Raw genomic sequence first — 25,491 nt, forward strand, 5'->3', positions numbered from 1 at the left:
CAATGATCCTATGGTTCATGTGTAATAAAGTGAAGGGCTACCCAAATGGCAGCCCTTCTGTCATAAAACAAACAACAAAAGGATCTAATGAATAGCGTCATGATATACCGCTCACTTGAGATTAAGATTGCTGTCTAAACTCCTGCGGAGAAACGCGGTATACCTTTCTGAACATTTTGGAAAAATGCGAGAAGTTATGATAGCCAAAGGTTTTGGCTACTTCGGATATGGGAATGGTCGAGGTCAAGATTAAATCTTTCGCCTGTGACATCCGGACAAACAATATGTAATCTGTAATCGATTCGCCTACCTCGCGTTTGAATAGACGGGACAGATAAGCAGGATTGAGATGTACGAAGCCGGCCAGCTGTTCTCTTGTGATCGGTTCGTGCAAATGCTCCTTTATATAGGATTGAATACGTTGTATCACGGAGCAATTCGGATGGAGCTGATCATGGATGACCTGAACAACTTGAAGAACCGATGCTTTCAATTGTTCAAGATTACGCGGCTGTGCATACAGATGATTTCCTGCCTGATCCTGAAACAACTCCAACGCAGTCAGTCCATTTTTATGAAGAATGTAATGCACCATTTGCATAAATTCTTGCCGGAAGCCTTCAAGCTCACTAACCGAAAGCTGCGGATTTCGGCTCAGCTCTTCGATACGTCCATGAATCTCTCGCTGCATTTCTTCCAGCTGCCCATGCTCCATCAGGAGGGTCCAGGTCGATAGTCGCGGAATCATCGTCTTCATGGAATGGGTACCTAATGAAGCCAGCAGATACACTTGGTTGGATTTATTCAAATTGTTGTACTCCATCTCCAGCAGCTGCCTGTATGTATCGGCAATTTCATACAAGGTGGAGTGATTGCCGATATAGCAGGAAATATTACAACCAAAGTAGGTATAACAGTCCTGAATGTATTTTTCACAGCGCAAGTTCAGTTCATGAGCAGCATCCCCCTCCTTCCCCTCTTCTCCAACAATAAGGACGACATTCACCCCCTGTTTGGTCTGAATGACCTCTCCTTTGCCGGCCGGCAGCAGCATTTCGGATGCACCTTTGCGGATGGCGTATTCCATGATCTCTTCATCCTTTGTGCTGAGCTCGCGCAGCCAGGATTCCACGCTCACCAGAACAGGCAAGAATACTGCATCTTGCAGTCCGCTAAGCTCATGCTCTTCAAGAACATCCGTAACATTAGCTGGAGTGCAGACGATTCTGCCCGAAAATACATCATTCCAGAACTTATCCGTGATCAGACTTTTTTTCTTCCGCCACAGCTCATAATACGGTTTGTAATGCTCGCGCATATGACGGAGTTCCTGCTCCTGTTGAATAGTTTGCAGCGCTTTGGCTATGGTTGCCTGAAGCACATCAAATTCTATCGGTTTTAACAAATAATCGAAGCCATCCAGCTGAATCGCTCTCTTCATGAAGTCAAAGGCAGAGTGGGCGGTTAGAAAAATGGTTTCTGTATCGGGAGAAATATCATTCACCCGCTCAAGCAGCTCAATTCCTGTCCCCTTGGGCATTTCAATATCACAGATCATAATATCAATCGGTGTGCGTTCAAAAATTTGTAATGCATCGCGCATATTATAAGCCTCATACACTTCAGATACCTGCAGATCCTGCCAATTCACACCGCTCTTAATTCCCATTACCGCATAAATCTCGTCATCTACAATAAGTGCCCTAAACATGCGACTACCCCCATACAGATCATCAATATGAAGTAAACTCCTCTACCGTTCGGAAAGGAAGTGCAATTCTTATCCTGGCCCCGGAATCCGGAGCGTTATCAAACTCCAGGCGAGTCATATGCCCAAAGATATGCTTAAGACGATACTGAACATTGGTGATTCCTAAATGCTCCCCTGTCTGATTCTCCATGAAACCGCCCGATTGCAATTGCTCCAGCACTTCCCGGGAGAAGCCACTCCCGTTATCGGAGAACACAATCTCCAATTGATCATGCACGGAAAGGCAGATATGTATGGCAATATGAAAAGGATGATCCATGAAATCAAATCCGTATTTGATTGCATTTTCAATAAATGGCTGAATTAAGAGCGGCGGAATGGCCGCTTGGTCTGCGCCATCCGATATATGTATTTCATAGGTGACTCGCTCTGGAAACCGGACCTGCTGTATTTTGATATAACTCTCCATATGCTCCATTTCTTCAGCAATCGTCACCGCGACTTGATTCGTCTTCGTTGTAAAACGGAAGTACTTGACGAGGTTCATGCACATGAGCTGGATCACGTTATAATTCTTGATTTCAGCCAAATTGTAAACGATATTGATGGAGTTCAATAAAAAATGGGGATTGATTTGAAGCTGTAAATGCTTAAGTTCGGCCTTATGCGCCTTGATCTGTTCCTCATAAACGCTGATCTTCAGGTCATGAATCTCGGAGGCCATGCTGTTAAAAGCTTCGTTGATCATGGTGAATTCCTTTGCTTTAGAAGTATGAAGCCGCGTATTCCAGTCCCCGTGCTTGATCCTGCGCATTCCGCGGACAAGATTGTTCATGGGCTTCAGAATGATCTCATTGAGATAAACCAAATAGACAATCAGAATGATGAAAGCCACGATGGATATGATGATAATGCCTCTACGAAAGTGATACAGATTCTTCAGCATCTGGGACTCGGGTACAAAAGCGCTTAGTATGACATCTGTCCCCTGAATTTGATTCATGACTACGATAAATTTTTGATCATCCCTCTTCACGATTTGATACACTTCGTTGGATTCAGAGGCAAGAGAGGTATTCAGGCGGTTCCTTCCACTAGCTGACGTGTTGGTAATCAGTTCTCCCTGCTCATTCACAAAGCTGGCAAAGCCATGTTCCAGATGAATCAAATCCAGCGGTATCATCAAGTTCTCCAGTTTTACAAACGCCCCGAGGTAAAAATCATCCCCCGTATCCACCAGTCTGATCAACGCGTATTTATGCTGGCTGTACTCAATGGCCTTCCATTCGCGGAAATAGGCGCTGTCCGGTTGAACCTCCTTGACGAGCTGTTCAATGGTCGTTTTGATGGACAATAGCTCTTCGTAGGATTGAGTCTTGATCGGTGTAGTGAATAAATCCTGCTTCTGTACGGAGTAAATAAATTGAAGATCGACGCTGTTGTCAAACCGGTGATAACGCGTAAGCGTATTCAAGATTCTGGCTTTGGCAAGATAGTACTCATCGGGATCATTCAGAAGCTGTGAGAGCGCCGCAATGTTCGGATCTTCAACAGCAATGTTGTACAAAAAATTCGTCTCCTTGTTCAGGGCTGCCTCGATCTGGTGGGAATAGAGGATCATCGAATTTTTATTTGAATCCGCCACCTGCTCCCTGATCGTATTGGATGCATAGTAGTTGTTGTAGAGAAGCAGGGCCAGAAGAGGAACCGCGATCGTAAAGAATCCGATGATTAGCTTAAAGCGAAGCGAGTCTTTAATATTCAACATAGGCATACACTACCCCGGCTTCATGGAAAGTTAGCAGAATGGCTTTGCAGTATAGCAGGTCATCTACACTCTGAGTATAGTCACACATAGGAAAAAAAGGAATCCCTTATAGGACACACAACGATAGTCCCGGTTCGGAATCCCCCTATTCCTTATCTTCGTTACTTCTGAGTTTCTGCCCATGCTGCCAGCTGTTTTTCAACTTCGGCTTTCACTTTGTCAAAGCCGGCAGATTTCCGTTTTTCTTTCCACTTGGCAATGATTTTTTCAGGATCCACCGCTCCGGATCTTAACGAAGCTCCAAACTCTTTCTCGACATTCGCAATGGATGCCATCTCCGATTTGACAGGCTCTTGATTAAAAGCAAATCCGAGCGCGATGGAAATTGATTCCCGAACATCCAGCCCCCCGGATTCGGATAAGTTTGCGTGTCCGCGTTCACGCCTTCGGGAAAATCAATCATGTTATCGGATTTCTTCACATAGTGAATGCCTTCGATACCCCAATCCAGCATATTGAGCAGCTTCGGATCGCTGTACAGCAGATTAAGGAACATCATGGCTCGTGCAGGATCTTTGGACGTTCGTGAAATACCCAGCATCGCGCCTTGCGCGTCTCCTGTCGTCGTAAACGGCTCCGCCGTTTCAACTTGCACCACCTCAACGCCCGCGCTTATGGTCATCTCCTTGTCTTTCCCTGGCTTCAAGGATTGGGCAACTGCAAAGGCTTTACCCGCCTTAATCATATTCATCCCTTGATCAGCGTCTGATGTCAGGATATCCTTATCAAACCAACCGTTCTGATTCCACTGATGCATCCGTTTATAAAATTCGATGAACTTCGGATCCTCCAGGGTATCCACGGCTTTCAACTCTTTACTTCCCCGTGGAATCGAGAGATTGGCAACGATGCCATCATAATTGGCGGCTTCCCAAACGTTTGTGAATTTGCTTGAAACGATCGGAGTCACGCCAGGTTCATTGTCCTTAATGGTTTGGAACATGGCTTCCATATCTTCCAGTGTTTTGATGCCATTCGTATCAAATTTGTATTTATCAACCAACTTCTTATCGAGCAGGAATCCGAAACCCTGGCCGAATTCTTTCTTGGTAGGAAGTGCATACAGCTTGCCGCCAATTCTGGATCCCTTAATAAATTCCTCGCCAAGGATACCCGGAATATCTTTTCCGTGTTCGGCCATCAAATCATCAAGTTCCAGATACTGCCCTTTAGCGACATCCTTCGGATACGAGAACCAGCTGGCCGTAAACATCAGATCAAACGGCTCATTCGAGATTTTCATCAAGTTGGTCTTATCATCCCAAGAAGCCCACTCAATAGGCTTGAGCTCAATGGTTGCATTTATCTTTTCCGTTAGATATTTGCTCATCTCTTCCTGAACAAGCTGCAAGTCTTTGGGAGCGGTTGCCGGATATACGAGCGTTATTTTATACGGTTTGAGTGAGGAATCTGAATGTTGTCCTGTTTCATCGGTTTGTTTGCCCCCGGTATCCGAAGTATTTTCAGTTCCCCCCTTACTGCAGCCTGTTAATGCCAGCATTCCGCAAAGCATGATCATAAGCATCAGTTGATGCGCTTTTTTTCATATCCTTGAGTTCTCCTCTCAACTATTAACTTTTATATAAGGCACGAATTGGAGTGCGAATCGCTAACCTGCCCCACCTCCTCTAATGAACAATCGTATGGCCGCTAACCTTTTACGGCACCGGTTGTGATCCCGCTAATGTAATACTTCTGAAAGAACGGGTAGGCGAACATCAAGGGGGCAATGCCGACAATCGCAAGTGCCATGCGGACGGTTTCCCTTGGCATCTTGGCGAGCAGGTCCCCAACCTGAGCCGAACTGTTAGACTTCATTAGAAGATACTGAATGTTAGTAAGCGTTTTTGTCATCAGATATTGGATGTTATATAATTCAGGTTTATCGATAAACAGCATGCAGTTGTACCAGTCATTCCAGTAGGATAACGTGTTAAACAGTCCAATCGTGGCCATAATCGGCAACGAAAGCGGAACGACGATTTTAAAGAAAATCTTCAGCTCGCTTGCACCGTCAATCGTTGCGGATTCAACCACGGATTCGGGTATGGTCGAGGCGAAAAAGCTCCGCATGAGCAGCACGTTAAAGGCGCTTAACAGCAAGTTGGGAATGATCATCGCAAAAATCGTATTTTTCAGATCAAACATATTCACATAAGTGATATACCAAGGTACCATTCCGCCGCCAAACAGCATGGTAAAAAAAATATAAAAGGAAATGGTGCGGCGAAACGGCAGCTCGGGTCTGGATAACGGATACGCAAAAAGCGCTGTTATCAAAAGGCTTACCACCGTTCCAACGAGCGTGGTCAAGATCGTAACGCCGTAAGCTTTCGCTATTTCCGAAAAATCATGGAACAAAAATTGATAGGCCGCAAAGCTGATTTGACTGGGAAACAACGAGTATCCGTTCTGCAGAATGGAATCTTCACTGGAGATCGACACCATAAAGACCAGGATAAACGGAATTAACGAAGCAACTGTAAAGGCCCAGAAGAACAGGTGAATCGAGGATGCGCCGATCCATTTTTTAGTACTCAACACCTTCACCATTTCTACCTCCCCCCTCTGTTAAAATAAAGCGTCACGTTTATTAATGCGTCTTACTGCCGTATTGGCTACTAGGATGAGCACTAAACAAACAACGGATTGATAGAATCCAGCCGCTGTCGACATGCCGATATCCCCCGATTGAATCATGGCACGATAGACAAAGGTATCGATGGTATTCGTTGTCGGGATTAGAGCGCCTGTATTCATAGGAACCTGATAGAATAATCCAAAGTCCGACCGGAGAATGCCGCTGACCGCAAGCAGGGTCATGGTGGTGATGACTGGCAAAATAAGCGGGATGGTGATCCGGGTCATTTGCTTCCACTTGGTTGCACCATCAATCGTGGCGGCTTCATAATATTCTTTGTCTATCCCGATAATGGAGGCAAAATAGATGATGGATAGATAACCTACGTTCTTCCATGCATTGACGATGACCAGGATGTACGGCCAATACTTCGGTTCCCCATACCAAGATACAGCCTCAGAACCAAACCAATGGATCAATAACCTGTTCACAAGTCCGCTATCCACATTCAAAAAGCTGTAGACCAGATAGGCGACTACGACCATCGAGATGATATGCGGCAGCAGGAATGTGCTTTGATAGAAACGGCTGATTGCTTTATCCTTAATTTCATTAATCAGCAGCGCTACCAGAACGGCTAAAACCAGGTTCAGCACAATAAAAACGAAATTATAAAGGAAGGTATTCCGGGTAATAACGTACGCATCCTGTGAGTTGAACAAGAATTTAAAGTTATCGAAACCCGCCCACGCGCTTCCCCATATGCCATCGACATAATTATAGTTTTTAAATGCTAGAATCACACCGTACATCGGGACATAGTTGTTGATGAACAAGTAGACGATCCCCGGCAGTGTCATTAGCAGCAGCCACTTATACTTCTTCAGCCTCTTCCTTAAATGAGACGAACCCCTCATGTTCCAGCCCCTTCTTATCACGTCATGTAAACCCTTACACCCTCATTCTATAACCAATGGTTTTGGTCAACCACTATCCATATGACTTTCTGATACCACAATGGTGACTTCTTTTCATCCGATTACAAATTGAAGCAACACAAGTCCGAATAAGCTGTTGAAGTTTTTAAATGCAAAAAAAGGGGTGCCCCAAAAGGTCCAAAGACCTTGGGGCACCCCCGCTGTATGTTGTATGACGCAATGCGTACGAATCCTTCTTCCAATCGCAAGTCATGCTTGATTAATATAAAACAAGACGTTTTCATAGTATTTCATAAACCTTTTATAATCCGTTGTTTCCTTCAGCACAATTATGGTTGGATAAGCATTTACTTTGCATTGTTTTAGTGCAGCTAATACATTCTTCTGTTCGATGCAATAAAATTTGCCTTCTTTATACTCAATAAGAAGCGGTGGAAGAGCAGCTGCGTCTGCTTCATCGGTACAGTCTTTCCCAGGCATGATTCCATTAAGTTCGATGAGACGCAAAGGAAATTTAACAACACCGAAATACAAATACTCTTTTCTCATAAAATCATGTAAACTAGGAGCAGCATTTCGGGAGTGGAGCATATAACAATGAATCCATTCTTCGAGCATTCCGATATTCGCATATTGCACTGCCGATCGTACAGTTGGAGCATAAGTGAATTGTTGGTCATTTTTCTTCGAATAAATGATTTTCTTAATGGAATCCAAAGATAAAAAGTACTCGTCCGCAAGTTCCGAAACCGTTACCCCATTGGCATACTTATTGCGAATCATAATATTACGCCTTTGTAATTGATTTCGGTAACCCGACTTCTCCCCCCAACCCCTTTTTTCCTCTCCAGTAGGAATATAAAGAAGTTTTCCTGCAGCGTATTTCTGAATTTCTTTCAATAACTTCTCAGGTATGATATCGCTGGCATTTTCATATTTCATAGGATCACCCTTTATAAGGCGTATATTCGATCCTTCAGTTGACCGATAGATTTCATAATAGAATTGCAAGATTCTATGTCATCGATCGACGCATGCCATCGCAAAACATCGATTCCCTTATAATACGCCATACATAAAAATCGTTCTTTAAAATCCGGAATGACAATGTTCCTTTTTTTGCAGTACTCGAATAACAATTCAGGTATGTTTAAGTAAGGCTTATTTAAGTCCATAATGACAAAGTCTAAAAGGAAATCGCATATGCCGGATCTGCTCCAGTCTGGGAATCCGACCGTCGTTTTTCCATCTGTGATCATTATTTCAAAAAACGTGTTATTATTAACTAAATAACGTTTTCCTTCACAATAATCAATTCTAGCGTCCATTTCCATCAAGTATTTTTCGACAAAGTCACGATCTAAAATCGTTGTATCAAAGAGCTCCTTCCAATTAAACCAGTATCCTTCTTTATCTTCTGCAAATGTGTCAATTAGAAATTGCCTGCAGGTGCTATACTCTGTTTTACAATCCTCGTTGAACTCACCATAGCCTTCTATTCCCGCTATATCCGCTGCACTAATTTCCAAGACTTTGTCAAAAAACAACTCGTAACAATCTGCAAACTGAGTTGGGCTTAATTCATCTGCGACAAATCCATTTGGTGTCATACTTACCTGATCCGAAAGCATGGACTTAATTATACTGTCTTTACTCATGTTCATATCTCCTTTACATCAACAATGGTTATACACATCAGCTGCGCACCTGATATGGGGTAATGATAACATTGGTCATGTATGGGATATAGGCAACGAATAGGTTTAGTCAACTTTACACCAGCCTCTTGTGATTACTTCCATTCTAACAATAGAGCTTACCCTCAATCATCGTCCACTGCACTTGATACGATTCGTCCATCAGGACGAGATCCGCATCGTATCCTACCTCGATTTTTCCTTTACGAGATAAATCTAGAATACGGGCCGGCGTTGTTGAAGCCATGTGCACGGCATCCTCCATTGATATTCCGTTAGCTACGGTCAGACGTAACGCTTCATTCATAGTCACGGTACTTGATGCTAAAGTGCCATCCGCAAGCCTTGCAATCCCCTCGGAAACGGTAACATGATGACCTCCAAACATATAAGTACCATCACCTAATCCCATCGCCTGAAGCGCATCCGTAATAAGCACCATGCCAGCAGGTCCTTTGAGTCGGTGCATTAATCTGACAATGGCTGGATGAAGATGGACTTGATCGACAATCGCTTGCAAGCTTACATGCGGTTCTTCGAATGCGGCTACAATCATTCCGGGATCTCGATGGTGAATCGGTCTCATGCCGTTAAAACAATGGGTTACATGACTCGCTCCGGCTGCGAAAGCCAGCTTTGCTTCCTCGTACGTGGCATCGGAATGAGCTACGGCAATCACAACATCCTGCTCTTTCAGATAGGATATGAGCTCCAATCCTCCAGGCAATTCTGGTGCGATCGTTACCATTTTAATGAGCGAACCCGCTTCCTGAAAAATCAACTTTATTTCTTCCAGATTCGGATGGCGAAGATATTTCTCGTTTTGCATCCCTTTACGCTTCGGATTCAAATAGGGGCCTTCCAAGTGAATGCCAGCGATCCTTGCCCCTTGTTCTCGTCCGATTACAGATTTCACGCTGCGAATCATGTTCAGCAGGTCTTCCATCGTCGAACTCACGGAAGTTGCCAGAAACGAGGTGCATCCGGTTGCAGCACAAGCCCGTGATACTTCTTGAATGCTGTCCTCGGTTCCGTCCATCATGTCATAGCCATTGGCCCCATGAATATGAACATCAATCATCCCCGGTAAGAGCCACATTCCTTTGCCATCAATTCGTTCATCATCGCCTTCGATCTTTTCCATTTCTTGCGTCGGTTCTATTCTCGTCAACTTCCCGTTCGTAATCCAGACCGTTGCAGAAGGAAGTATTTGATGAGGCAGGTGGACTTTAACATGTTGAATGATTTTGTTGTTCATTACTACTTAAGCTCCTTCCCGTTGGTTATGAGTCTGACACTCTATAAGTGTAATATTCTTGTTGTCTAATATTTCTTGTATTTCAGCGGGAATCGATTGATCGGTTACAATAATATCCACGTGATCAAAGTCTAACTTGAACCTCGATTTCACCGCGAATTTGGTATGATCCGCAACAAGTATAACCTGGTCCGAGCGCCGCGCCATTTCTCTCTTCACCCGGACATCTTCTTCGTATGGATAATAGAGTCCGTCAGGTTGAATTGCCGTCGCACCGATGAACGCTTTGTCGGCACGGATTTCACTGATTTTATCAATGACGGAAGGACCGTATAATAGCCGGTTTTGGGTATGCAGGTAACCTCCGAGCACGTAGATGCTCAGATCTTCTCGCTTGGAGAGTATCCCTACATTATCTATGGAATGCGTAACCGCTGTTATCTGTTTGGCTTGAATATGTTCCGCAACAAATTGTACGGTCGTAGATACGTCCAAGAATACCGTTTCGTGGTCCCGAATCAGTTTAGCGGCATGCTCGCCTATCACGTTCTTGCTCGTCGGCTGATCAATAAGCCGTTCCTGATAAGAAGTCAGTTCCTTTTGCAGTTCAGGCAAGGCTACCCCTCCGTGCGTTCGAACAACAACTCCTTCTTGAACTAATCTGACGATATCCCTGCGCGCGGTATCCCGCGACACTTGAAAGAATGAGCATATCTCTCCAACACTCATCGTTTTATGTTGTTTTAAGTAATCCAGGATTTTTACTAATCGTTCCTCTTGGAACACATCCTATCCCTCCCTGCTTAAGCATTTACATCCTAAATATAAGTATATATAAGTAATTTAAAACAATCAATAAGTATATATAAGCTTTTATTGTTTTTGTTAAAACAAAAAAAAACCACGATCATCGCGGTTTTTAAAGTACGCATAGGCTAGATCTTCGACATTTTCCATTCCGGCAATCGTGACATAAGCCCAGATACAATCGCAGATAGAATGAAGACAGGCCGCTTCTTGCATAGAAGCAGCCTGCCCTTACCATCGTAGCAGGAGAGCCGTTAATAAGTAAACGACTGTTGTACCGTGCCAATCCGAGCGTTTGCATATTGGATTTCATTACATCTCATATTTTCAAAAGCTTGCACTGCTGCATTGGCAACGTCAATATCTTGTGCGCTTGTTCCTCCGCTTACACCAATGCCGCCGACAACCTTGCCTTCGTGAACGAGCGGAATCCCCCCACCAAGTATAACGACTCTCCCCTGATTCGTTGTATTAATGCCAAATGTAGCCCCGCCTGGAAGCGCGGATTGCGCTAAATTCGCTGTCGGCATTTGCATCGCTACGCTGGTCCAAGCCTTGCCGATGGCAATATCGATACCTGCTATTCTGGCATTGTCCATTCGATGAAAGGCAATGAGGTTTCCCCCTTCATCGACGATCGCTACATCAGAATTAAGACCCATTTGTCGTGCTTGGTGTTCAGCAGTCTCCAATAACTTCTTAGCCGCAGTTAAAGTGAGTTTGTACATGGTAGCTCTCCTTTACATAAAAGAAATACTACATTATATTGCCATTTCCTATATAGGTGAATTGCCCAATTCCAGTATTGCAGAATGCATGCTAAAGAAATGTCTCGGACACCCATTCAAAAAATTTCCCCTTCTCTTCAAATTGCGGATAATGGGCAGATTGATCAAACGCGATAAACTCCTTCTGATCGGCTTCAAGCCTATCAAAAAAATCTTTTGCTGCATGGGAGGACGTCATATAGTCATAATCGCCCATGATAAAGTAGCACGGTATTTCAAGTTTCGTTACAAGCGTTGGCAACGGATGTTCTATAACCTCCTGCAACAAAATCTTTTGAGAATATGATATCCCGACGTTATACCGAATGACGTCCATTAAGTTATACTCGCTGCTTAATAGCATCCCGAGGCTATCGCCGTCGGGACTGTCAATAAGTCTTGAAGCTCCACCATATTGAATGACATAATTTCGTGGAGTGAACATCTCGCCCTTTTTGATTTTATCGGTTAGTCCTTGCAGATATAAGACGTCTTCTGCGTTGCCGGCCTGTTGAGCTTGGCTGATTAAGTAGGTCAAGCTGTCCATCTCGCTTGTTACGGTATCCCCCATCTGACCAATCCCCACGTAAGCCTCGTATTTTTCGGGTGCCTTTTGGGCCGCCTGTGCAGCAATATACGTGCCATAAGAATGTCCAATAAGGATTACCTTTTCTTTGCCCAGGCGCTCCGAAACATAATCGGTCAATGCCAACAAGTCATCTACCAGCAATTCCGATGTAAGATTAGAGTAGTCCTCAAAAAAATGATAGGATTTTCCGCTGGCTCTTTGGTCGTAATGAACAACCGTAAACCGGGTTTCCAACAAGTCTTGATATGCCGCCGCATATGGGATTTCCGGGGCTCCAGGTCCTCCGTGTACATATAAAATGACGGGATTATTCTTGTCATTGCCGCGTATCATCAGTTCTTGCTTGCTTCCATTGATCTCTACTTGTTCTAATATGCTAATACTATTTTCACCTTTGATGGACGATGTCCATGTAGGAAAAATTAGGGCTGTTATGAGTAGCCCTATTAGTGTTATACCGATAATTCTTAATGTTTTTTTCAATTTTCTCATGGTCTTGGGACACCTTTCAGCTTAAAGCTTGAAGTAAATTGCGGATTGCGGAAGATCCAATGTAGATTTCATTACATCTCATTGTACCTTAGGCTCGTTTACTCCAAATCCTTCCTGAGACTGAATTGGACCTAGACCCTAGTCGAAGAAATCAGCGGCATTAGAACATAGCTAATAACAAAAAAAGCCGCTGATCTTGATACAGATCAGCGGCGCAGAAACTACCAGGAGGATAGTTCGGTCCTTTTCCAATTGTTTTGGGCAACGCAAACATATACATATTTGTCGTCCCAAGAGATCTGGCCTTGGCTGCATGCAGCAGTGGACGAAGCGGGCGTATACTTTTCGCGAAGACGCAGCATATCCCCGTTTACATCAAGCTTGGTGTCGGGTTCATTCGTGCCAATTCCGATATTGCCGTCACTGCGCTGCACGGTGAGTGGGGAATCGAGCACTTTGCCGTCATCTCCATAACGGACGAACTGCAGGTTGGCACCTGCATTGTCACCCGATTCCTCTAAACTGTCGGCCCGTACGGCCCATCTCGGTGTCGTCTCATTATCCTTGCCGGCTGCACTTAGTTGGATATCCCGGTTCGTCCCGCTTTCGCCGGCTACCCGCAAGATACCACTCATGACATTGAAATTGGACGAATGCGTACGGATCTCGCTTACGTCGGTGTCAAACGGAATTTCAAACCGGGTAAACAACTGGTTGGGGTATTGACCAGTCGGCGACATAGTCGTCTCGAACGAGATATGCTTATGATCCTGCTGCTCCGGATTGTTTGCCTTGTCATGGGAAATGATCGCCGTCTTGTCCTTGCCATTCTCGTCAACCCAGACGATCGCCGGCTTGGCCCTTTCCGCCGTCCATTGCAATCGAATCAGATCAGACTGATGCCCTTCTTCCTCAATCCACTTCTTGTCGGTGGACAAATGAAGCCGCTCATTGTGCGGAACGCGTATATCGTCGCCGTTCTGTTCGGATTGTCCAAGCTTCGTTGCCACTCCCTGCTCCTGATCCGTACATCCTATGCCGAGCAAGAAGAAGCTCCCCATTACAATCATAATCGTCCCTAATAATTTCACAGTGTTTCCCTCCGTTTATCTGCGTGATTCGAGTTCATTCGTAGTAATGAATAAAAATACTTTGTCTGATCGTATTATATCCAACACGCAGCGTACACCCATTTCATCAAACTTCCCGAAAAAATGATTCTTTTCGTCTATAAAATTTTGTCGGTATTCGTCCGAAAGGTGTGCTTTGGTTGGTCATACTAATTAACCCAAACCATTAGGCTTCTGCTGGCTCAGCAAGAGGGACTTTTGGGTCATTGGGTAGTGACTGGCTGGTTTGAGCTTAAAACATGAAGTCCTAGTCTTCCATGATTTTCGCCATCGTTAAAACAAAAAAAGCCGCGATTTCCGCGACTTCCGATGACTGAATATACTTATCCCACGAACAAAAATTGACAAAAGGAGATTTGATTAATAAACTTCATAATTTTGTCCAGTTTGAGCTCCTTCTACGCTTTTTTTGAAAGCAAGAACTACGCGACTAGCAGGAACTGCTTCAAAGCCGGGAAAAAAGTCGCCATATTTCCCCAGTGATTCTTGTAAGACATTAGGGCTAACACTATTTATCCGGATTCCCCTAGGCATTTCAATTGAGGCGGACTTCACGAACGCTTTAACACCACCATTTGCCATGGCTGCCGATGCGCCTAGCGGAATTGGATCATCCATCATGATCCCCGTAGTTAAAGTAAAGCTTCCACTGTCATTAACATAGTTCATTCCCAAAAGAACTAAATTGATTTGTCCTTTCAGTTTGCTTTCAATCCCTATTTCGTTTAACTCTGGCGTTAATTCTGTAATAGAAGCAAAATGAGCGCCTCCTGTTGCACTAATGACTGCATCCACTTTCCCAACTTGCTCATACATGTTTTTGATGCTCTCCATCGATGTAATATCAACCGTTACGTCCATTCCGTTCCTTCCGGCACGAATAATTTCATGTTTTTTCCCTAGTTCCTTGGCGACCGCTTGTCCAATCGTACCGCTTGCCCCAACAATGATTATTTTCATGTTTGCTCTCCTTTCTGTCTAAAAAAACTTGCACCATGATTCATTTTTGGAATTTCCCTTGGAGATAGGAATCCCACAGCTGATGAATAAATTCAATATTGATTTGGTTGTGGAAAAATCCATTCAACTCATCTTAAAAACCATATTTATATTAACACATCATCGGGAAGAGAAAAAAAGTCGCCCAGTAGGCGACTTTTTATACGCAGATGTTTTTCCTGCAATGAAAATCTATTTAAAGCGATTCCCTGCAAAAATCAGGACCATTCACCAATGATCGCTTGTATGCGCTGCTCCACTTCCGAACGTTTCTCTTCCGTAATACTTCCCGCTTTGGCTTTATTCAGATGTTTGAGCGCATCGTTCAGATGCTTTACGGCCTGATCCTTCTTGCCCTGCTTATGCTTCAGCTCCGCTTGTTTCAGCGCATTGCCGATCTGCTGACTAAGCGGATGGCTGATATCCCCCTGCGACTTCCAGGACTGAATATCGTCCATCAGGGAGCCCAGCCTATCCGGTGCCGCCCCATCAGACACTTCAATCTTCATCAGCTGCGTATCGTTCGTGTAGTAAATGTTACCGTCATGTCCCAAATTCACGTGTTGGGATTCCGCCAGCGTCTGGTGCTCCATCGTTTCCGGATCGACCACGGTGACATGACCGGCAAGCGTCAGATACATGAGGCCGTCCTCGCTCCAGCGAATATAGACCGGACGCCAATTGCCGTATTTCTCAACACCTTCGTAAATCGTCTTGCTTTTGACAATCGCCTGGGTGTTCGGGTCTACAGCGAAAATCGTTCCGTCAAAAGCCGCCCACAGCAGGCCGTCCGGACCAAAACTGGTACCGCTGATAATATGAGGCGTAGGAGAAGCGCCTTCAATGGAAGGTACCCATTCCTTCTCTACTTTACCGGTCGCGATGTCCCAGATAAACAATTTGGCCGCCGGTTCTGAAGGAGTGATGCCCAGTCCGCCAGCAACGGTAGTGGACCCGTAAACCTTGCCGTCTTTCACCGCAATGCCGACTATCGACTGATTGTTGATGACGTTCTTGTATTCGGTATAATTGCTGCCGTTGGCTGGATCATAAATGGTTAGGGATCCGCCGAGTTTGCCGTAATCCGGAATGGTACCGATAAACAGCTTGCCCTCCGCGGCTCTCATGATGAACGGACGGTCCTGCCCGGTAATTTTAAACAGGCTTTTGCGCTGCGTCGGATTTTCCGCATTGTATTCAAAGATATCCGCGCCAGGATAAACGCCCATATACATCTTGCCGTTCATGGACACCATCCCTTCCGACTGACCCATGGGGAAGGTCTCGAAGGTACCGGTCTCTATCGAATACGCAGACCCTGTACCCCCAGGGTAACCGCTAATGAACAGACGTCCATCCGGACCGTTCTCCATCGTCTGAACAGGAATCGGGTTGCCATTCACCGGATACGGAATCGCCTTGACCTGCTTGGTCGTAAGATTCATGAAGGCTACGCTGCCGCCGAATTGAACGGTTGCTAGAGAAACACCTGGAAGATCCGGATCGTTCGGAACCTCCACCCAGGCCGTATTACGCAGGAACGTTCCGTACACCACACCGGTGTCAACAGCAGCAAGGGTATTTAAATCCACTTCCATCAGATGGTTATTCTGCACGAAATAGATTTTATTGCTGCCTTCCGGTCCATAAGAGAGACGAATGCCTTTATTGTTCAAGTGGTATGTCTCGCTCCACTGCTGCAGCTCCAGATCATAGAACAGAAGCGCGCTGTTTCCTTTGCTGATGCCCGCAACCAAATATTTGCCCGCGACATCCAACTGGTTCACCATGCCGATGTCAACCGCTCCGTTGTAGCTCGGAAGCTGGATGGTCTCCTTCTCGCCAGACTCCACATTGACCTTCACAATGCTGCCTTCTATTCCGATACCGACATACAGATATCCGTCATGATACGCAGTGGAACGACTGTAGCTTTGGCCCGTGCCTACAATGCCGTAGTCTTTCATTTCCCCTGTAGAAGGATCGTAGCGGCCCGCTTTCGCATGGGGATAAGAACCGAAGTAGACCCGGCCCTCCTCATCGTGAGACAAGCCATATACGACCTGCTCACCGATGCCGCCCAGAACTTTCAATTGTTTAGTCACCGGAGAGTAGGAGTACAGTGTACCGTTCCCCCCGATATACACCGTCCCGTCAGGGGTCGTCAAATGCGTCCAAGAGCTTTCGGATCCCGTTAACGGGTGCGTGCTCAGCACTTCTTTGGTTTTCAGATCAATGACATGAAAGATAGCCGGCTTACCGGATACCGTTGTGTACATAACCTTGCGCCCGTCCTGAATTCCGAATGCCCCGTCATAAATCGCAACGCTTTGCATCGGGGAGCCCAAATCGATAGGATTACTGTAACTTTTTCTAATGTCCGCCGAGGCGCTTGCCGGGAAGAAAACCGCCGTCAGTAACGTGACACAAATCGCGAGACACAGGCGATGGAGTCCCTCCTTCACGCGAGGCTTGCTGTGGGTTACGTTCATTAATTCATCCTCATTTCTATAATGGAATGTACTATAGACAAAACAACTGTCCGACCTGTAGCGGTAAAATGGATCGTTTTACCAAGTAAGGATCGCGGCATCCCTCCCCGATTAAGAGTGAGTTACATCATGATGTTCTGGTATTTATGTAGTTCATATACTCGCAAAGAATTTAGCATATCTCCTCTACAGTGTCAATTGGTTCTTATCTGGTCATTATCTTAAAATAATAGAATCGTTCAGCATCGCTAAAACTTTTAAATACTATAAAGTAAAAAGCTGTGACCACGGTGGTCACAGCTTATGAATCCATTTGTCTCTTGTTGTTTTACTTCCCAGCACGGACATCAGCTCTTCCTCATCGATCAGATAAGAGAAGTATTGCTTCAATTGTTCGCGGAACAGCAGCATCTCATCCAGGCTTAGTGGTATATCTTTGCAGGTCTTATATAGATGAGCCATTTCACGGTGCAGGTTGAGACGGGATGGCCGTCCCTCCAGCTCCGGGTCTACATTCTCGGTAATATAGCGGTTTGCTGGTAGGCTGTACGAATGCCTGCGGATGTATTCCTGCACTTCATCGGAGGCCAGAAAATCGGCAAAGCTTTGGGCCAGATCCCGCTCTTTGGAGTGAGCACTTACCCCGATCCCGGTGCCCAATAGCAGAGTTGTCCCATTATCAAAATGCGGCAGAGGCGCCACGTCATAAGTAAAGGACGCTCCCTTCAGCTGGTTGAGCAGATAATACGTCGTCAGGATGACGGAGACCTTCTGCTCACGGAACAAATTCTCCGCTTCAAAAGCCCCTTGAGCCAGCGCTAACGGGAACATGCCGTCCTCATGAATCAGCCCGCGGAGCCAGGACAGACCCTCGATCGCCCGGCTCCATGACGAATCAATCTCCATATCGCCTCTACTCTGCATGAGGAAGATGGGCCATCGGTTCAGCGAATACAATTGCAGGGCCAGACTGTAACGTCCGGGGCTTTTCAACTCCTGCAGCATTCGCTGAAGATCGTCCCAGCTCCAACCACTGTCCGGCTCAAACTGGCGTTTTTCCCGAAGATGTTCTTTGTTGTAAGCCAATATCACAGGAGAATGAATGAACGGCTGTGCCGCCAGCTGGCCTTCAGCATCCACGAAGGGAGCATGCAAAAAAGTGTAGGTTGACGCATAGGGCTGCTGCGGGAGAAACAGACCTGTATGTCCGCTCTCCTGAAAGTGCATCATATCCTGCATGTTGACGGACAGCACGTCCACAATACCAAGCCGCATCAGGTTCGCGATGCTTTCCGCATGTTCATAGGGCAAGTCCACGATTTCCACTAAAATATCCGGATGCCGCTCCTGAAATAGGGAAAGCAAGGCCTCCATTTCCGCCTCTGCATATAGAGATGGATACATGCCGAAACGAATCTTCCGGACTTGTCCGGTAGAGGCAACCACCTGGGTGCCCACCCGGGGCACTTTAACGATCAACCCTTCCTGGACCAGCTGGTCCAGCGCTTGCCGGACTGAATTTTTGCTTAGACCGTACAGCTCGATCAAAGACATTTCCGACGGAAGATAATCGCCCTGAGCGTAAATGCCGTTTTTAATTTTTTGGCGCAGGTCGGTCACCATACGCTTCATTTTATTTTGAAAAGTATACCGGTCGGATTTAGCCATATGTGTCCACCTTTATTTACCATATCTGGTTTACTCCATCAATCCATTCTTATAGTATACTCACTCTTCCGTTCGTTTGGCAAAATGAAATCCCATGGAAACTGTATCTGGGCAGATCATCGTTGAAATTAATAATCAACAAAAAAGGATTTATTCATATCCTCTCGAACATGATATTTCGGTGCATGGATTGCAAGGTTTCATTGGTTACCATCCCCTATACTCAATTTTGAAAGGATGGTCTATATGGATTGGCTGGATCGTATGAACAACGTTATGGAGTATGTAGAAACACACCTGTCTGATACGATTGATTTCGATATCGTGGCTAGAATTGCCTGCTGCTCAACATACCATTTTCAGCGAATGTTTCCGTTCATAACGAATGTGTCGCTTTCAGAGTATATTAGACGCAGGCGGCTGACCCTTGCCGCATTTGAACTGCAGCAGAGCGGTACAAAGGTCATCGACATCGCTTTAAAGTATGGTTACGAATCGCCTGAAGCATTTTCTAGAGCGTTTAAAAAAATGCACGGTGTGATGCCAATGTCAGCGTGCGACAAAGGAGTTACACTGAAGGCCTATCCTCGGTTATCCTTTCACATTTCGATTCGAGGAGATGTTGAGATGAATTACAGAATAGAGGAAAAACAGGCTTTTGAGATGTTCGGCATATCAACCCTGGTGAATAGCGATGGCGATAATCCTTTTGTTGATATACCTGCTTTTTGGACGAAGTGCATATCCGACGGCACTGTTGATCGAATCCGAACAGCTGCGGGTCTGGGGGAAAATGGTCAGATTCATGGGGGACTATACAACAAGGAAGGTGGAGAATTTTCCTACCTGATCGGTTACTTTATACCCCAGAGTGGCATGCCGGAAGGGTTTGAAAGGCTCTCTATCCCACCTCAAACCTACGCGATATTCTCAACCGGCCTTTATCCCGACGGGCAAAGCGGGATCCATGCATTGTGGAAGCGCATTTGGGCAGAGTGGTTTCCAACCTGCAATTACGAACCGGCAAATGGTCCTGAGTTTGAAATGACTTACGATAGAGGCAATAGCATGTATGAAATGGAAGTTTGGATCCCTGTCGTTAAGAAGTCTGGATCTTAGAATGGAAGAGCAGCACGGGTGACTATCACTCGTGCTGCTTTCATCATTCACTTGCATAATTGAGCGCCTGTAAAAAAGCCGCCATGATAGGCGACTTTTACTCTCCAACGCTATATTTCCCTAAATCGCTTTAAGTAAAAACGGGATACTTCCGGGCATATTGTTTGGACACCCGGTACAATTGCTCGACCTCCAACCGGTTGGTGGCACTGAACTCTTCGTGATTTTTCGAACGGCAGCGATAGTTCGTCAGTACGCCCTCCAGCATGAGATAATACTTGGCATTCACTGGATAGAGCTGCCTTTCAAGAAATGACGACACACTGAGAAAATCGGACAGTTCCCCTGCCGCTTCCGGTTGACTCTCCCAATTTCGGAACAGCCACGTATACAACTCAGGGTGGAAGTTGACCATCACGCCGCTGAAGCCGAAAGCGCCGAGCCTGTAGCTGTCCAGAAGCGTCGCCGTGTTGGCGTTGAAGATTTTCAGACTCCCGCCCTTGACCGCCTCGAGTTTATCCCCGAATAGCTGCAGGTCGCAGCTCACGTCCTTGATAAACCGAAAGCGTCCGGTATCCGAGCATGTCCTCAGCATTTCGGGCGTCAGAAGGCGCCGATACGGGGCTGGACACTCATACAGTCCGAGAGGTACGTGTTCCGGAATGCGCGCGAGCAGCTTATCGAGATTCGCCAGCCACACGTCATCGGATTCCTCAGCAGCGGCGAGCCGGTTCGTGATTAGGACCACGGCGTCGACGCCGGTTTCCGCGATTGCGTTCAGCTCCGCTACTTGATCATCAAACGCATCCGATACATGACCCGATGCAATGACCGGTACCCTGCCGGCCGCCTTCGCTTTGACGAAGGCGGCGATCAATACGCGCTCCTCCAGGGTCAATGTATACATTTCGCTGGATTGACATACGGCAAACAGGCCGTCGGCCCCCCGCTCGATATACCAGTCGATAAGCCGCTCCAAGGCCTCGTAATCCACTTCGTTCTGCTCCGTAAACGGCGTTAGCATAACCGGCCAATTGCCGTCGGTAATTATCTGATACATATGCGTCCCCTCCCGAATGGTTCGTATCAATGGTTGAACATTATTCTTTTGATGTGAGTATATTTTGCGGTTCCCTTCCTTCGAATATATCAAGCAATGCCTGAGCGGTTATCATGCTGACCCGCGTATACGTCTCGAAAGTTTCGGCTGCGGTGTGCGGCGTCGTAATCAGGTTTCCGATCTGCAGAATCGGATGGTCGGCGGATACGGGCTCGGACTCGTAGACATCGATGGCCGCCCCGGCGATAACTCCGGAAGACAGCGCCCGGGACAGCGCCTGTTCATCCACGACGGCTCCTCTCGCGGTGTTAATGAAAATAGCGGATGGTTTCATCCTGGCAAAAGCCTTGTCATTCATAATATGGTGCGTCTCTAACAGGCTAGGTAGATGCATGCTGACGATGTCGCTATGCGCCAGCACTTGCTCGAAGGTTGTCATTGTAACGCCGTATTCCGAAGCTTTGGCTGTATCTGGATATTTATCATAAGCGATAATCTCGACATCAAAACCCTTTAACTTCTTCGCGGTGAGCTGGGCGATATTACCGAACCCTAGAAGGCCGATCGTTCCCCCAGCAAGCTCGGAGCCGACAAAGCGTTCCCAGCCGCCGTTCTTCGTCGATCGATCCAGCGCCGGAATGTGCCGGCGGACCGAGATCATCAATCCGATCGCCAGCTCGGCCACCGCGTTGGCATTGCCCCTTGGTACATTGGTCACTTGTATTCCATATTTCCTTGCAGCCCCCAAATCGATATTGTCCACGCCGACGCCGAAACGGGCGATGCCTCGAAGCTGCGGGGCAAGCTTGAATACCTCCTCATTCCAAGTGTCCACGCCGGCGATGACGCCGTCGACCGATCCAACCACTTCCTTCAGCTCCTCGAACGTCAGCGGACGTCCGAAACGATTCTCGATAATCTCGCATCCATGGCTCTCGAGCAGCCGCTTCGCATCCGCGCACAGTTTGGAGTAATTCGTAGCCGTTACTAATACCCTTTTCGCATTCATTATTTAACTCCTCCTACCGTCATTCCGCTTACCATATATTTCGATGTGAACAGATACATCACGATGACCGGAATCGATGCAATGATGGAGCCGCCCATCAGGGGTCCCCACGCGAATACGTCGCCGACGATCATATCCGACAGTCCCAGCGTGATCGTCTTGTCTGCGCCTTTAGTGACAACGACCAAAGCGTATAAATATTCGCTCCAGCATAACGTGAATGAAAAAATGAAGGTAGCCGCAATGCCCGGCGCCGATAATGGAAAAATGATGTGGGTCATCGTACGGATTCTCGAACATCCATCGATCATGGCCGCTTCCTCGATTTCGTCCGGGATGGATTTGAAATAGGAAATGAGCATCCAAGTAGCATACGGAATCGTGATCGTCGGATAAATCAGCATGAGGCCGTAAATGGAATTGTTGATGCCGATTGCCGTCACCAGCATGTAGAGCGGGATAAACAGAACGGCCCTCGGCATCAGGTACGCATAGAGGATGCTCTTGGAGATGAAGCTTCTCCCTCTAAACTTGAGCTTGGAGATCGCATACGCAGCCAGCATGCTGACCGTAATCGAGAACAAGGATACGATCAATGAGACGAACAAGCTGTTTTTGATATTCGTCATAAATCCCTTTTCGTTGATCAGCTTATCGTAGGCGGTGCCGAGAAATTCCTTCGGCCAAAACGTAGGCGTCATGGAATAGATCTCCCCGTTGGACTTGAAAGAGGTAATCACCATCCAATATAAAGGGAAGAGCGCGAATATTAGCAGCAGCGCGAGCGTCGAGTATACCGTAATTTGCTTGCCGAGCGAATTCTTCATCAAGATCACTCCTTACTTGTCGGACGCCAGCGAACGCTTGGTCACATAATGGATCAGCATCATCAGAGGCGGCAGCGTAATGAGGGATATCGCAATGGCTTTACCGAGACTCATGTTCAGAAAGCCAACGGTATAGCTAAGCGTGGACAGCACCTGCGTGCCGTTGTCCGGGCCGCCGCGTGTCAGAAGCCAGATGATCTCGAAGTCGTTCAGCGTCCAGATGGTGGTGATAACGGAAGATAGAATGGTCACTTCTTTTACCGAGGGGAGCGTCATGTAGAAAAACCGCTTGACTGCTCCCGCTCCATCCAGCATGGCGGCTTCATACATCTCTTTGGACACCGTCTGCAGGCCGGCCAGAATGGCAATGCCCATGAACGGAATGCCGCGCCACACGTTGACGAGAATGACGGAGAACATGGCCAGGTCAGGTGTGGCCAGCCAGCCGACGGGACTGTCGATGATCCCTGTTTTGAGGAGGATGGCATTCAGCACGCCGCCGACGTCGGAATAAATCCACTGCCAGGTAAAAACGGAAACGATCGTCGGAATGGTCCACGGAAGAAACAGCATCACCCTGAAAAAGTTTCGGGCGACGATATTCTCGTTGAGCACGAGCGCCATAATCATTCCGAACACCGCTTTCAGAATGACCGCCACCATCGTAAAGACAACGGTGTTCCATACCGCCTTCCAAAACACGGAATCGGTAAACAGCTCCGCATAGTTCCGCAAACCGATGAACGTTTCGGGAACGCCGACTACTTTATTGGTCAAGCTAAGATAGACCGCCCAGCAAAAAGGGAGCGCCATGACAGCCAGCAAATAAATTAGTACCGGACTCATGAGGAGGTAGGCCAGCCTGCTGCTTGTACCGCCTTGTTCCCGCCTAGGCGCCGGGGGCTTCCCCGGTGAGGTTTGAACTTCCAAGCTTTTCATTGAGAGCACCTTCTTTCTGTCGCTTCAGGCTCGTCCGCAGCCACGGACCTTGCATCGATGCCTTGTATTCGGACTGCGGTAGCCTGATGCGCGGCTAAGTCATAACCCTACTTCGCGTATACCGCCTCGATCTTACTCTGTAATTCGTCCACTGCTTGCTGAGCCGTGAAGCCTGAATCCAGCAGCATTTTTTGGAAGACGTCGTTGACATATCGAAGGTTATAAATCTCTCCAGCTTTCGGATTATACTCCCCGGGGTATCCAAGGAAAGCGAAATGTGCGATGGAGTCGACGAATCCTTTGTTCTTCTCCTCCTGCCAGACGGATTCGTTTGCCAGATCCGTGTAGATCGGACCGGTCAATGGAGCCCCGTTCTGCACCCACTGGCCGTACCACGTTTTGTCCGCCATATATTCGATGAAGGATTTGGCGAGCTCCTTGTTCCGGGATGCCTTGAATATGCCCAGATTATTGCTAATGCCAGGCACTACGGCTCCCTTCGGTCCTGCGGGCAGCATGGCGATCCCTGTATTCTCGTACAATTCGGGATTATCGTTCTTGATCGTCGCAGCCAAGCTTCCTACGTTGAAGATCATGGCTGATTGGCCGCTTAAATACGATTTGTTATTGCCGCTGTCATCCCATCCGATGGAGCTTGGAGGCGTCACCTTATCTTCGATGAAAATGTCCCTGATCAGCTGAACCGCCTGAAGAGTTTCGGGCGAATTCACCGCCACGTTCTTGCCGTCCTCGGTATCGAGGGAACCTCCGTAGGACCAGATGATCGCCCGGGTGAGCCATTCGGCATCCGAATTGCCTTTCCCGTAACCGAGCCCTGCACCGTATATCCCTTTGGAAGGATCCGAGAGTGCCTTCGCCATTTCGCGGAATTCTTCCCAGGTTCCGGGCGGCTCGCTGTACCCGGCAGCCTGAAGCATGTCCTTACGGTAATATAAAGCCGTGGACTCGGTCCAGAACGGCACTCCGTATAGCTTGTCCTCGAACGTTACGGAGGTTTTCAGGCTGTCCTGTATTTCCCCGTTTGCCTTCTCCACGCTGACCACAACGTCGGTAACATCCTCGAGAACGTCCTTGGCGTAGAATTGTCCGACTTCCTGGTAGCCGAAGAAAGAGACGTCCGGCATTGTACCCGATTCGATGGCTGCCGACCATTTCGGATAAAAGTCCTCGTACGCGATAAACTCCACGTTGACATTCACGTCATGCTCTTCCCCGAACTGCTTTGCCCTCTCTTGGATCATCTGGTTTTGCTCTTCGAACATCTGCTTCTTCATCCAGAATGTCAGGGTTTCCTTCCCCGGATCGGCATTCCCCGATCCGCTGTCTCCCGTTCCCCCTACGCTGCATCCTGCCATCAATAACATGGTTAAAGCTGCCGTTATCCATCGTATAGAGGTTTTCTTCATCTTCATCATGTTCACCCCTCAGCATATAGTGGAATGTCCTTACACCATTCATTGTAAGGGCTTCATAAACAGGGTTAAATGATATAGGCTTAACATCCCCTCTCCTTACTTAACATGATAACGCTATCGAAAGCAGCGGCCGAATTACACAAA

At 46.9% G+C, this 25,491-nt stretch carries 22 protein-coding genes; 1 reads left to right on the top strand and 21 read right to left on the bottom strand.

All coding sequences use genetic code 11. From position 1 onward, the window contains the following. Positions 1–121: 121 nt before the first annotated feature. The 16 genes from PAEVO_RS10910 to PAEVO_RS10985 form a co-directional block, all read right to left on the bottom strand. Positions 122–1,711, bottom strand: a complete 1,590-nt coding sequence (locus PAEVO_RS10910) for a response regulator (protein WP_100537559.1) — start codon at positions 1,709–1,711, stop codon at positions 122–124. Positions 1,712–1,733: 22 nt separating this feature from the next. Next, positions 1,734–3,479 carry a sensor histidine kinase gene (locus PAEVO_RS10915; RefSeq protein ID WP_100537560.1) on the bottom strand — a complete coding sequence of 582 codons (1,746 nt, stop codon included), beginning with the start codon at positions 3,477–3,479 and terminating at the stop codon, positions 1,734–1,736. A 161-nt stretch (positions 3,480–3,640) separates the two neighbouring features. Continuing rightward, complete coding sequence (locus PAEVO_RS34285; RefSeq protein WP_243390727.1) at positions 3,641–3,814, bottom strand: DUF3502 domain-containing protein; 174 nt, start codon at positions 3,812–3,814, stop codon at positions 3,641–3,643. After that, positions 3,769–5,064, bottom strand: a complete 1,296-nt coding sequence (locus PAEVO_RS10920) for an extracellular solute-binding protein (RefSeq protein WP_243390728.1) — start codon at positions 5,062–5,064, stop codon at positions 3,769–3,771. Before PAEVO_RS10920 ends, PAEVO_RS34285 begins: the two co-directional genes overlap by 46 nt. A gap of 125 nt (positions 5,065–5,189) precedes the next feature. Continuing rightward, positions 5,190–6,092, bottom strand: coding sequence for a carbohydrate ABC transporter permease (locus PAEVO_RS10925; protein ID WP_165789654.1), 903 nt, complete (start codon positions 6,090–6,092; stop codon positions 5,190–5,192). An 18-nt stretch (positions 6,093–6,110) separates the two neighbouring features. Continuing rightward, positions 6,111–7,037 (bottom strand): ABC transporter permease, encoded by a 927-nt coding sequence (locus tag PAEVO_RS10930; protein WP_098745917.1) that lies wholly within the window; start codon positions 7,035–7,037, stop codon positions 6,111–6,113. 270 nt (positions 7,038–7,307) lie between these two features. Continuing rightward, on the bottom strand, positions 7,308–8,000 hold the full coding sequence (locus PAEVO_RS34790; RefSeq protein ID WP_347708108.1) for a CD3324 family protein: 693 nt from the start codon (positions 7,998–8,000) through the stop codon (positions 7,308–7,310). 11 nt (positions 8,001–8,011) lie between these two features. Then, on the bottom strand, positions 8,012–8,716 hold the full coding sequence (locus PAEVO_RS10940) for a hypothetical protein (RefSeq protein ID WP_100537561.1): 705 nt from the start codon (positions 8,714–8,716) through the stop codon (positions 8,012–8,014). Positions 8,717–8,861: 145 nt separating this feature from the next. Further along, on the bottom strand, positions 8,862–10,013 hold the full coding sequence (gene nagA / locus PAEVO_RS10945; protein ID WP_100537562.1) for an N-acetylglucosamine-6-phosphate deacetylase: 1,152 nt from the start codon (positions 10,011–10,013) through the stop codon (positions 8,862–8,864). Between the two features lie 6 nt (positions 10,014–10,019). Then, the gene (locus tag PAEVO_RS10950) at positions 10,020–10,799 is read right to left on the bottom strand and encodes a DeoR/GlpR family DNA-binding transcription regulator (RefSeq protein ID WP_100537563.1); all 780 of its coding nucleotides are present in this window, start codon (positions 10,797–10,799) and stop codon (positions 10,020–10,022) included. A 275-nt stretch (positions 10,800–11,074) separates the two neighbouring features. Next, entirely contained in the window at positions 11,075–11,548 is a 474-nt protein-coding gene (locus tag PAEVO_RS10955) for a GlcG/HbpS family heme-binding protein (RefSeq protein ID WP_100537564.1), read from the bottom strand. A gap of 91 nt (positions 11,549–11,639) precedes the next feature. After that, the gene (locus PAEVO_RS10960) at positions 11,640–12,668 is read right to left on the bottom strand and encodes an alpha/beta fold hydrolase (protein WP_100537565.1); all 1,029 of its coding nucleotides are present in this window, start codon (positions 12,666–12,668) and stop codon (positions 11,640–11,642) included. A gap of 221 nt (positions 12,669–12,889) precedes the next feature. Further along, the gene (locus PAEVO_RS10965; protein ID WP_100537566.1) at positions 12,890–13,759 is read right to left on the bottom strand and encodes a hypothetical protein; all 870 of its coding nucleotides are present in this window, start codon (positions 13,757–13,759) and stop codon (positions 12,890–12,892) included. Between the two features lie 399 nt (positions 13,760–14,158). Then, on the bottom strand, positions 14,159–14,758 hold the full coding sequence (locus tag PAEVO_RS10970) for a short chain dehydrogenase (RefSeq protein WP_100537567.1): 600 nt from the start codon (positions 14,756–14,758) through the stop codon (positions 14,159–14,161). Positions 14,759–15,015: 257 nt separating this feature from the next. Continuing rightward, positions 15,016–17,289, bottom strand: a complete 2,274-nt coding sequence (locus PAEVO_RS10980) for an FIMAH domain-containing protein (protein WP_100537569.1) — start codon at positions 17,287–17,289, stop codon at positions 15,016–15,018. Positions 17,290–17,583: 294 nt separating this feature from the next. Beyond that, a complete protein-coding gene (locus PAEVO_RS10985) occupies positions 17,584–18,957 on the bottom strand; it encodes an extracellular solute-binding protein (RefSeq protein ID WP_100537570.1) in 1,374 nt (457 codons plus the stop codon). Between the two features lie 246 nt (positions 18,958–19,203). Here PAEVO_RS10985 and PAEVO_RS10990 point away from each other — a divergent pair, with 246 nt between their 5' ends. After that, on the top strand, positions 19,204–20,076 hold the full coding sequence (locus PAEVO_RS10990; RefSeq protein WP_100537571.1) for an AraC family transcriptional regulator: 873 nt from the start codon (positions 19,204–19,206) through the stop codon (positions 20,074–20,076). Positions 20,077–20,206: 130 nt separating this feature from the next. On the opposite strand, the gene PAEVO_RS10995 is transcribed toward PAEVO_RS10990, so the two are convergent. From PAEVO_RS10995 to PAEVO_RS11015, 5 genes are all read right to left on the bottom strand, one after another. Further along, entirely contained in the window at positions 20,207–21,136 is a 930-nt protein-coding gene (locus tag PAEVO_RS10995; RefSeq protein WP_100537572.1) for a dihydrodipicolinate synthase family protein, read from the bottom strand. 40 nt (positions 21,137–21,176) lie between these two features. Next, positions 21,177–22,145, bottom strand: a complete 969-nt coding sequence (locus PAEVO_RS11000) for a phosphoglycerate dehydrogenase (RefSeq protein ID WP_100537573.1) — start codon at positions 22,143–22,145, stop codon at positions 21,177–21,179. Then, a complete protein-coding gene (locus tag PAEVO_RS11005) occupies positions 22,145–22,972 on the bottom strand; it encodes a carbohydrate ABC transporter permease (RefSeq protein WP_071218478.1) in 828 nt (275 codons plus the stop codon). Before PAEVO_RS11005 ends, PAEVO_RS11000 begins: the two co-directional genes overlap by 1 nt. 12 nt (positions 22,973–22,984) lie before the next feature. Next, the gene (locus tag PAEVO_RS11010) at positions 22,985–23,911 is read right to left on the bottom strand and encodes a carbohydrate ABC transporter permease (RefSeq protein WP_100537574.1); all 927 of its coding nucleotides are present in this window, start codon (positions 23,909–23,911) and stop codon (positions 22,985–22,987) included. Positions 23,912–24,018: 107 nt separating this feature from the next. Further along, positions 24,019–25,344: an ABC transporter substrate-binding protein gene (locus tag PAEVO_RS11015; protein WP_243390729.1), complete on the bottom strand. Its 1,326-nt coding sequence runs from the start codon at positions 25,342–25,344 to the stop codon at positions 24,019–24,021. Between the last annotated feature and the right edge of the window lie 147 nt (positions 25,345–25,491).

The sequence above is a fragment of the Paenibacillus sp. GM2FR genome (genome assembly GCF_002803325.1).
Lineage (GTDB): Bacteria > Bacillota > Bacilli > Paenibacillales > Paenibacillaceae > Paenibacillus_AQ > Paenibacillus_AQ lautus.

Coding starts and splice junctions, on each gene's coding strand:
- PAEVO_RS10910 (WP_100537559.1), bottom strand. CDS start 1,711: ATGTTTAGGGCACTTATTGTAGATGACGAGATTTATGCGGTAATGGGA.
- PAEVO_RS10915 (WP_100537560.1), bottom strand. CDS start 3,479: ATGTTGAATATTAAAGACTCGCTTCGCTTTAAGCTAATCATCGGATTC.
- PAEVO_RS34285 (WP_243390727.1), bottom strand. CDS start 3,814: ATGGCATCCATTGCGAATGTCGAGAAAGAGTTTGGAGCTTCGTTAAGA.
- PAEVO_RS10920 (WP_243390728.1), bottom strand. CDS start 5,064: ATGCTTATGATCATGCTTTGCGGAATGCTGGCATTAACAGGCTGCAGT.
- PAEVO_RS10925 (WP_165789654.1), bottom strand. CDS start 6,092: ATGGTGAAGGTGTTGAGTACTAAAAAATGGATCGGCGCATCCTCGATT.
- PAEVO_RS10930 (WP_098745917.1), bottom strand. CDS start 7,037: ATGAGGGGTTCGTCTCATTTAAGGAAGAGGCTGAAGAAGTATAAGTGG.
- PAEVO_RS34790 (WP_347708108.1), bottom strand. CDS start 8,000: ATGAAATATGAAAATGCCAGCGATATCATACCTGAGAAGTTATTGAAA.
- PAEVO_RS10940 (WP_100537561.1), bottom strand. CDS start 8,716: ATGAGTAAAGACAGTATAATTAAGTCCATGCTTTCGGATCAGGTAAGT.
- nagA (WP_100537562.1), bottom strand. CDS start 10,013: ATGAACAACAAAATCATTCAACATGTTAAAGTCCACCTGCCTCATCAA.
- PAEVO_RS10955 (WP_100537564.1), bottom strand. CDS start 11,548: ATGTACAAACTCACTTTAACTGCGGCTAAGAAGTTATTGGAGACTGCT.
- PAEVO_RS10960 (WP_100537565.1), bottom strand. CDS start 12,668: ATGAGAAAATTGAAAAAAACATTAAGAATTATCGGTATAACACTAATA.
- PAEVO_RS10970 (WP_100537567.1), bottom strand. CDS start 14,758: ATGAAAATAATCATTGTTGGGGCAAGCGGTACGATTGGACAAGCGGTC.
- PAEVO_RS10980 (WP_100537569.1), bottom strand. CDS start 17,289: ATGAACGTAACCCACAGCAAGCCTCGCGTGAAGGAGGGACTCCATCGC.
- PAEVO_RS10985 (WP_100537570.1), bottom strand. CDS start 18,957: ATGGCTAAATCCGACCGGTATACTTTTCAAAATAAAATGAAGCGTATG.
- PAEVO_RS10990 (WP_100537571.1), top strand. CDS start 19,204: ATGGATTGGCTGGATCGTATGAACAACGTTATGGAGTATGTAGAAACA.
- PAEVO_RS10995 (WP_100537572.1), bottom strand. CDS start 21,136: ATGTATCAGATAATTACCGACGGCAATTGGCCGGTTATGCTAACGCCG.
- PAEVO_RS11000 (WP_100537573.1), bottom strand. CDS start 22,145: ATGAATGCGAAAAGGGTATTAGTAACGGCTACGAATTACTCCAAACTG.
- PAEVO_RS11005 (WP_071218478.1), bottom strand. CDS start 22,972: ATGAAGAATTCGCTCGGCAAGCAAATTACGGTATACTCGACGCTCGCG.
- PAEVO_RS11010 (WP_100537574.1), bottom strand. CDS start 23,911: ATGAAAAGCTTGGAAGTTCAAACCTCACCGGGGAAGCCCCCGGCGCCT.
- PAEVO_RS11015 (WP_243390729.1), bottom strand. CDS start 25,344: ATGAAGATGAAGAAAACCTCTATACGATGGATAACGGCAGCTTTAACC.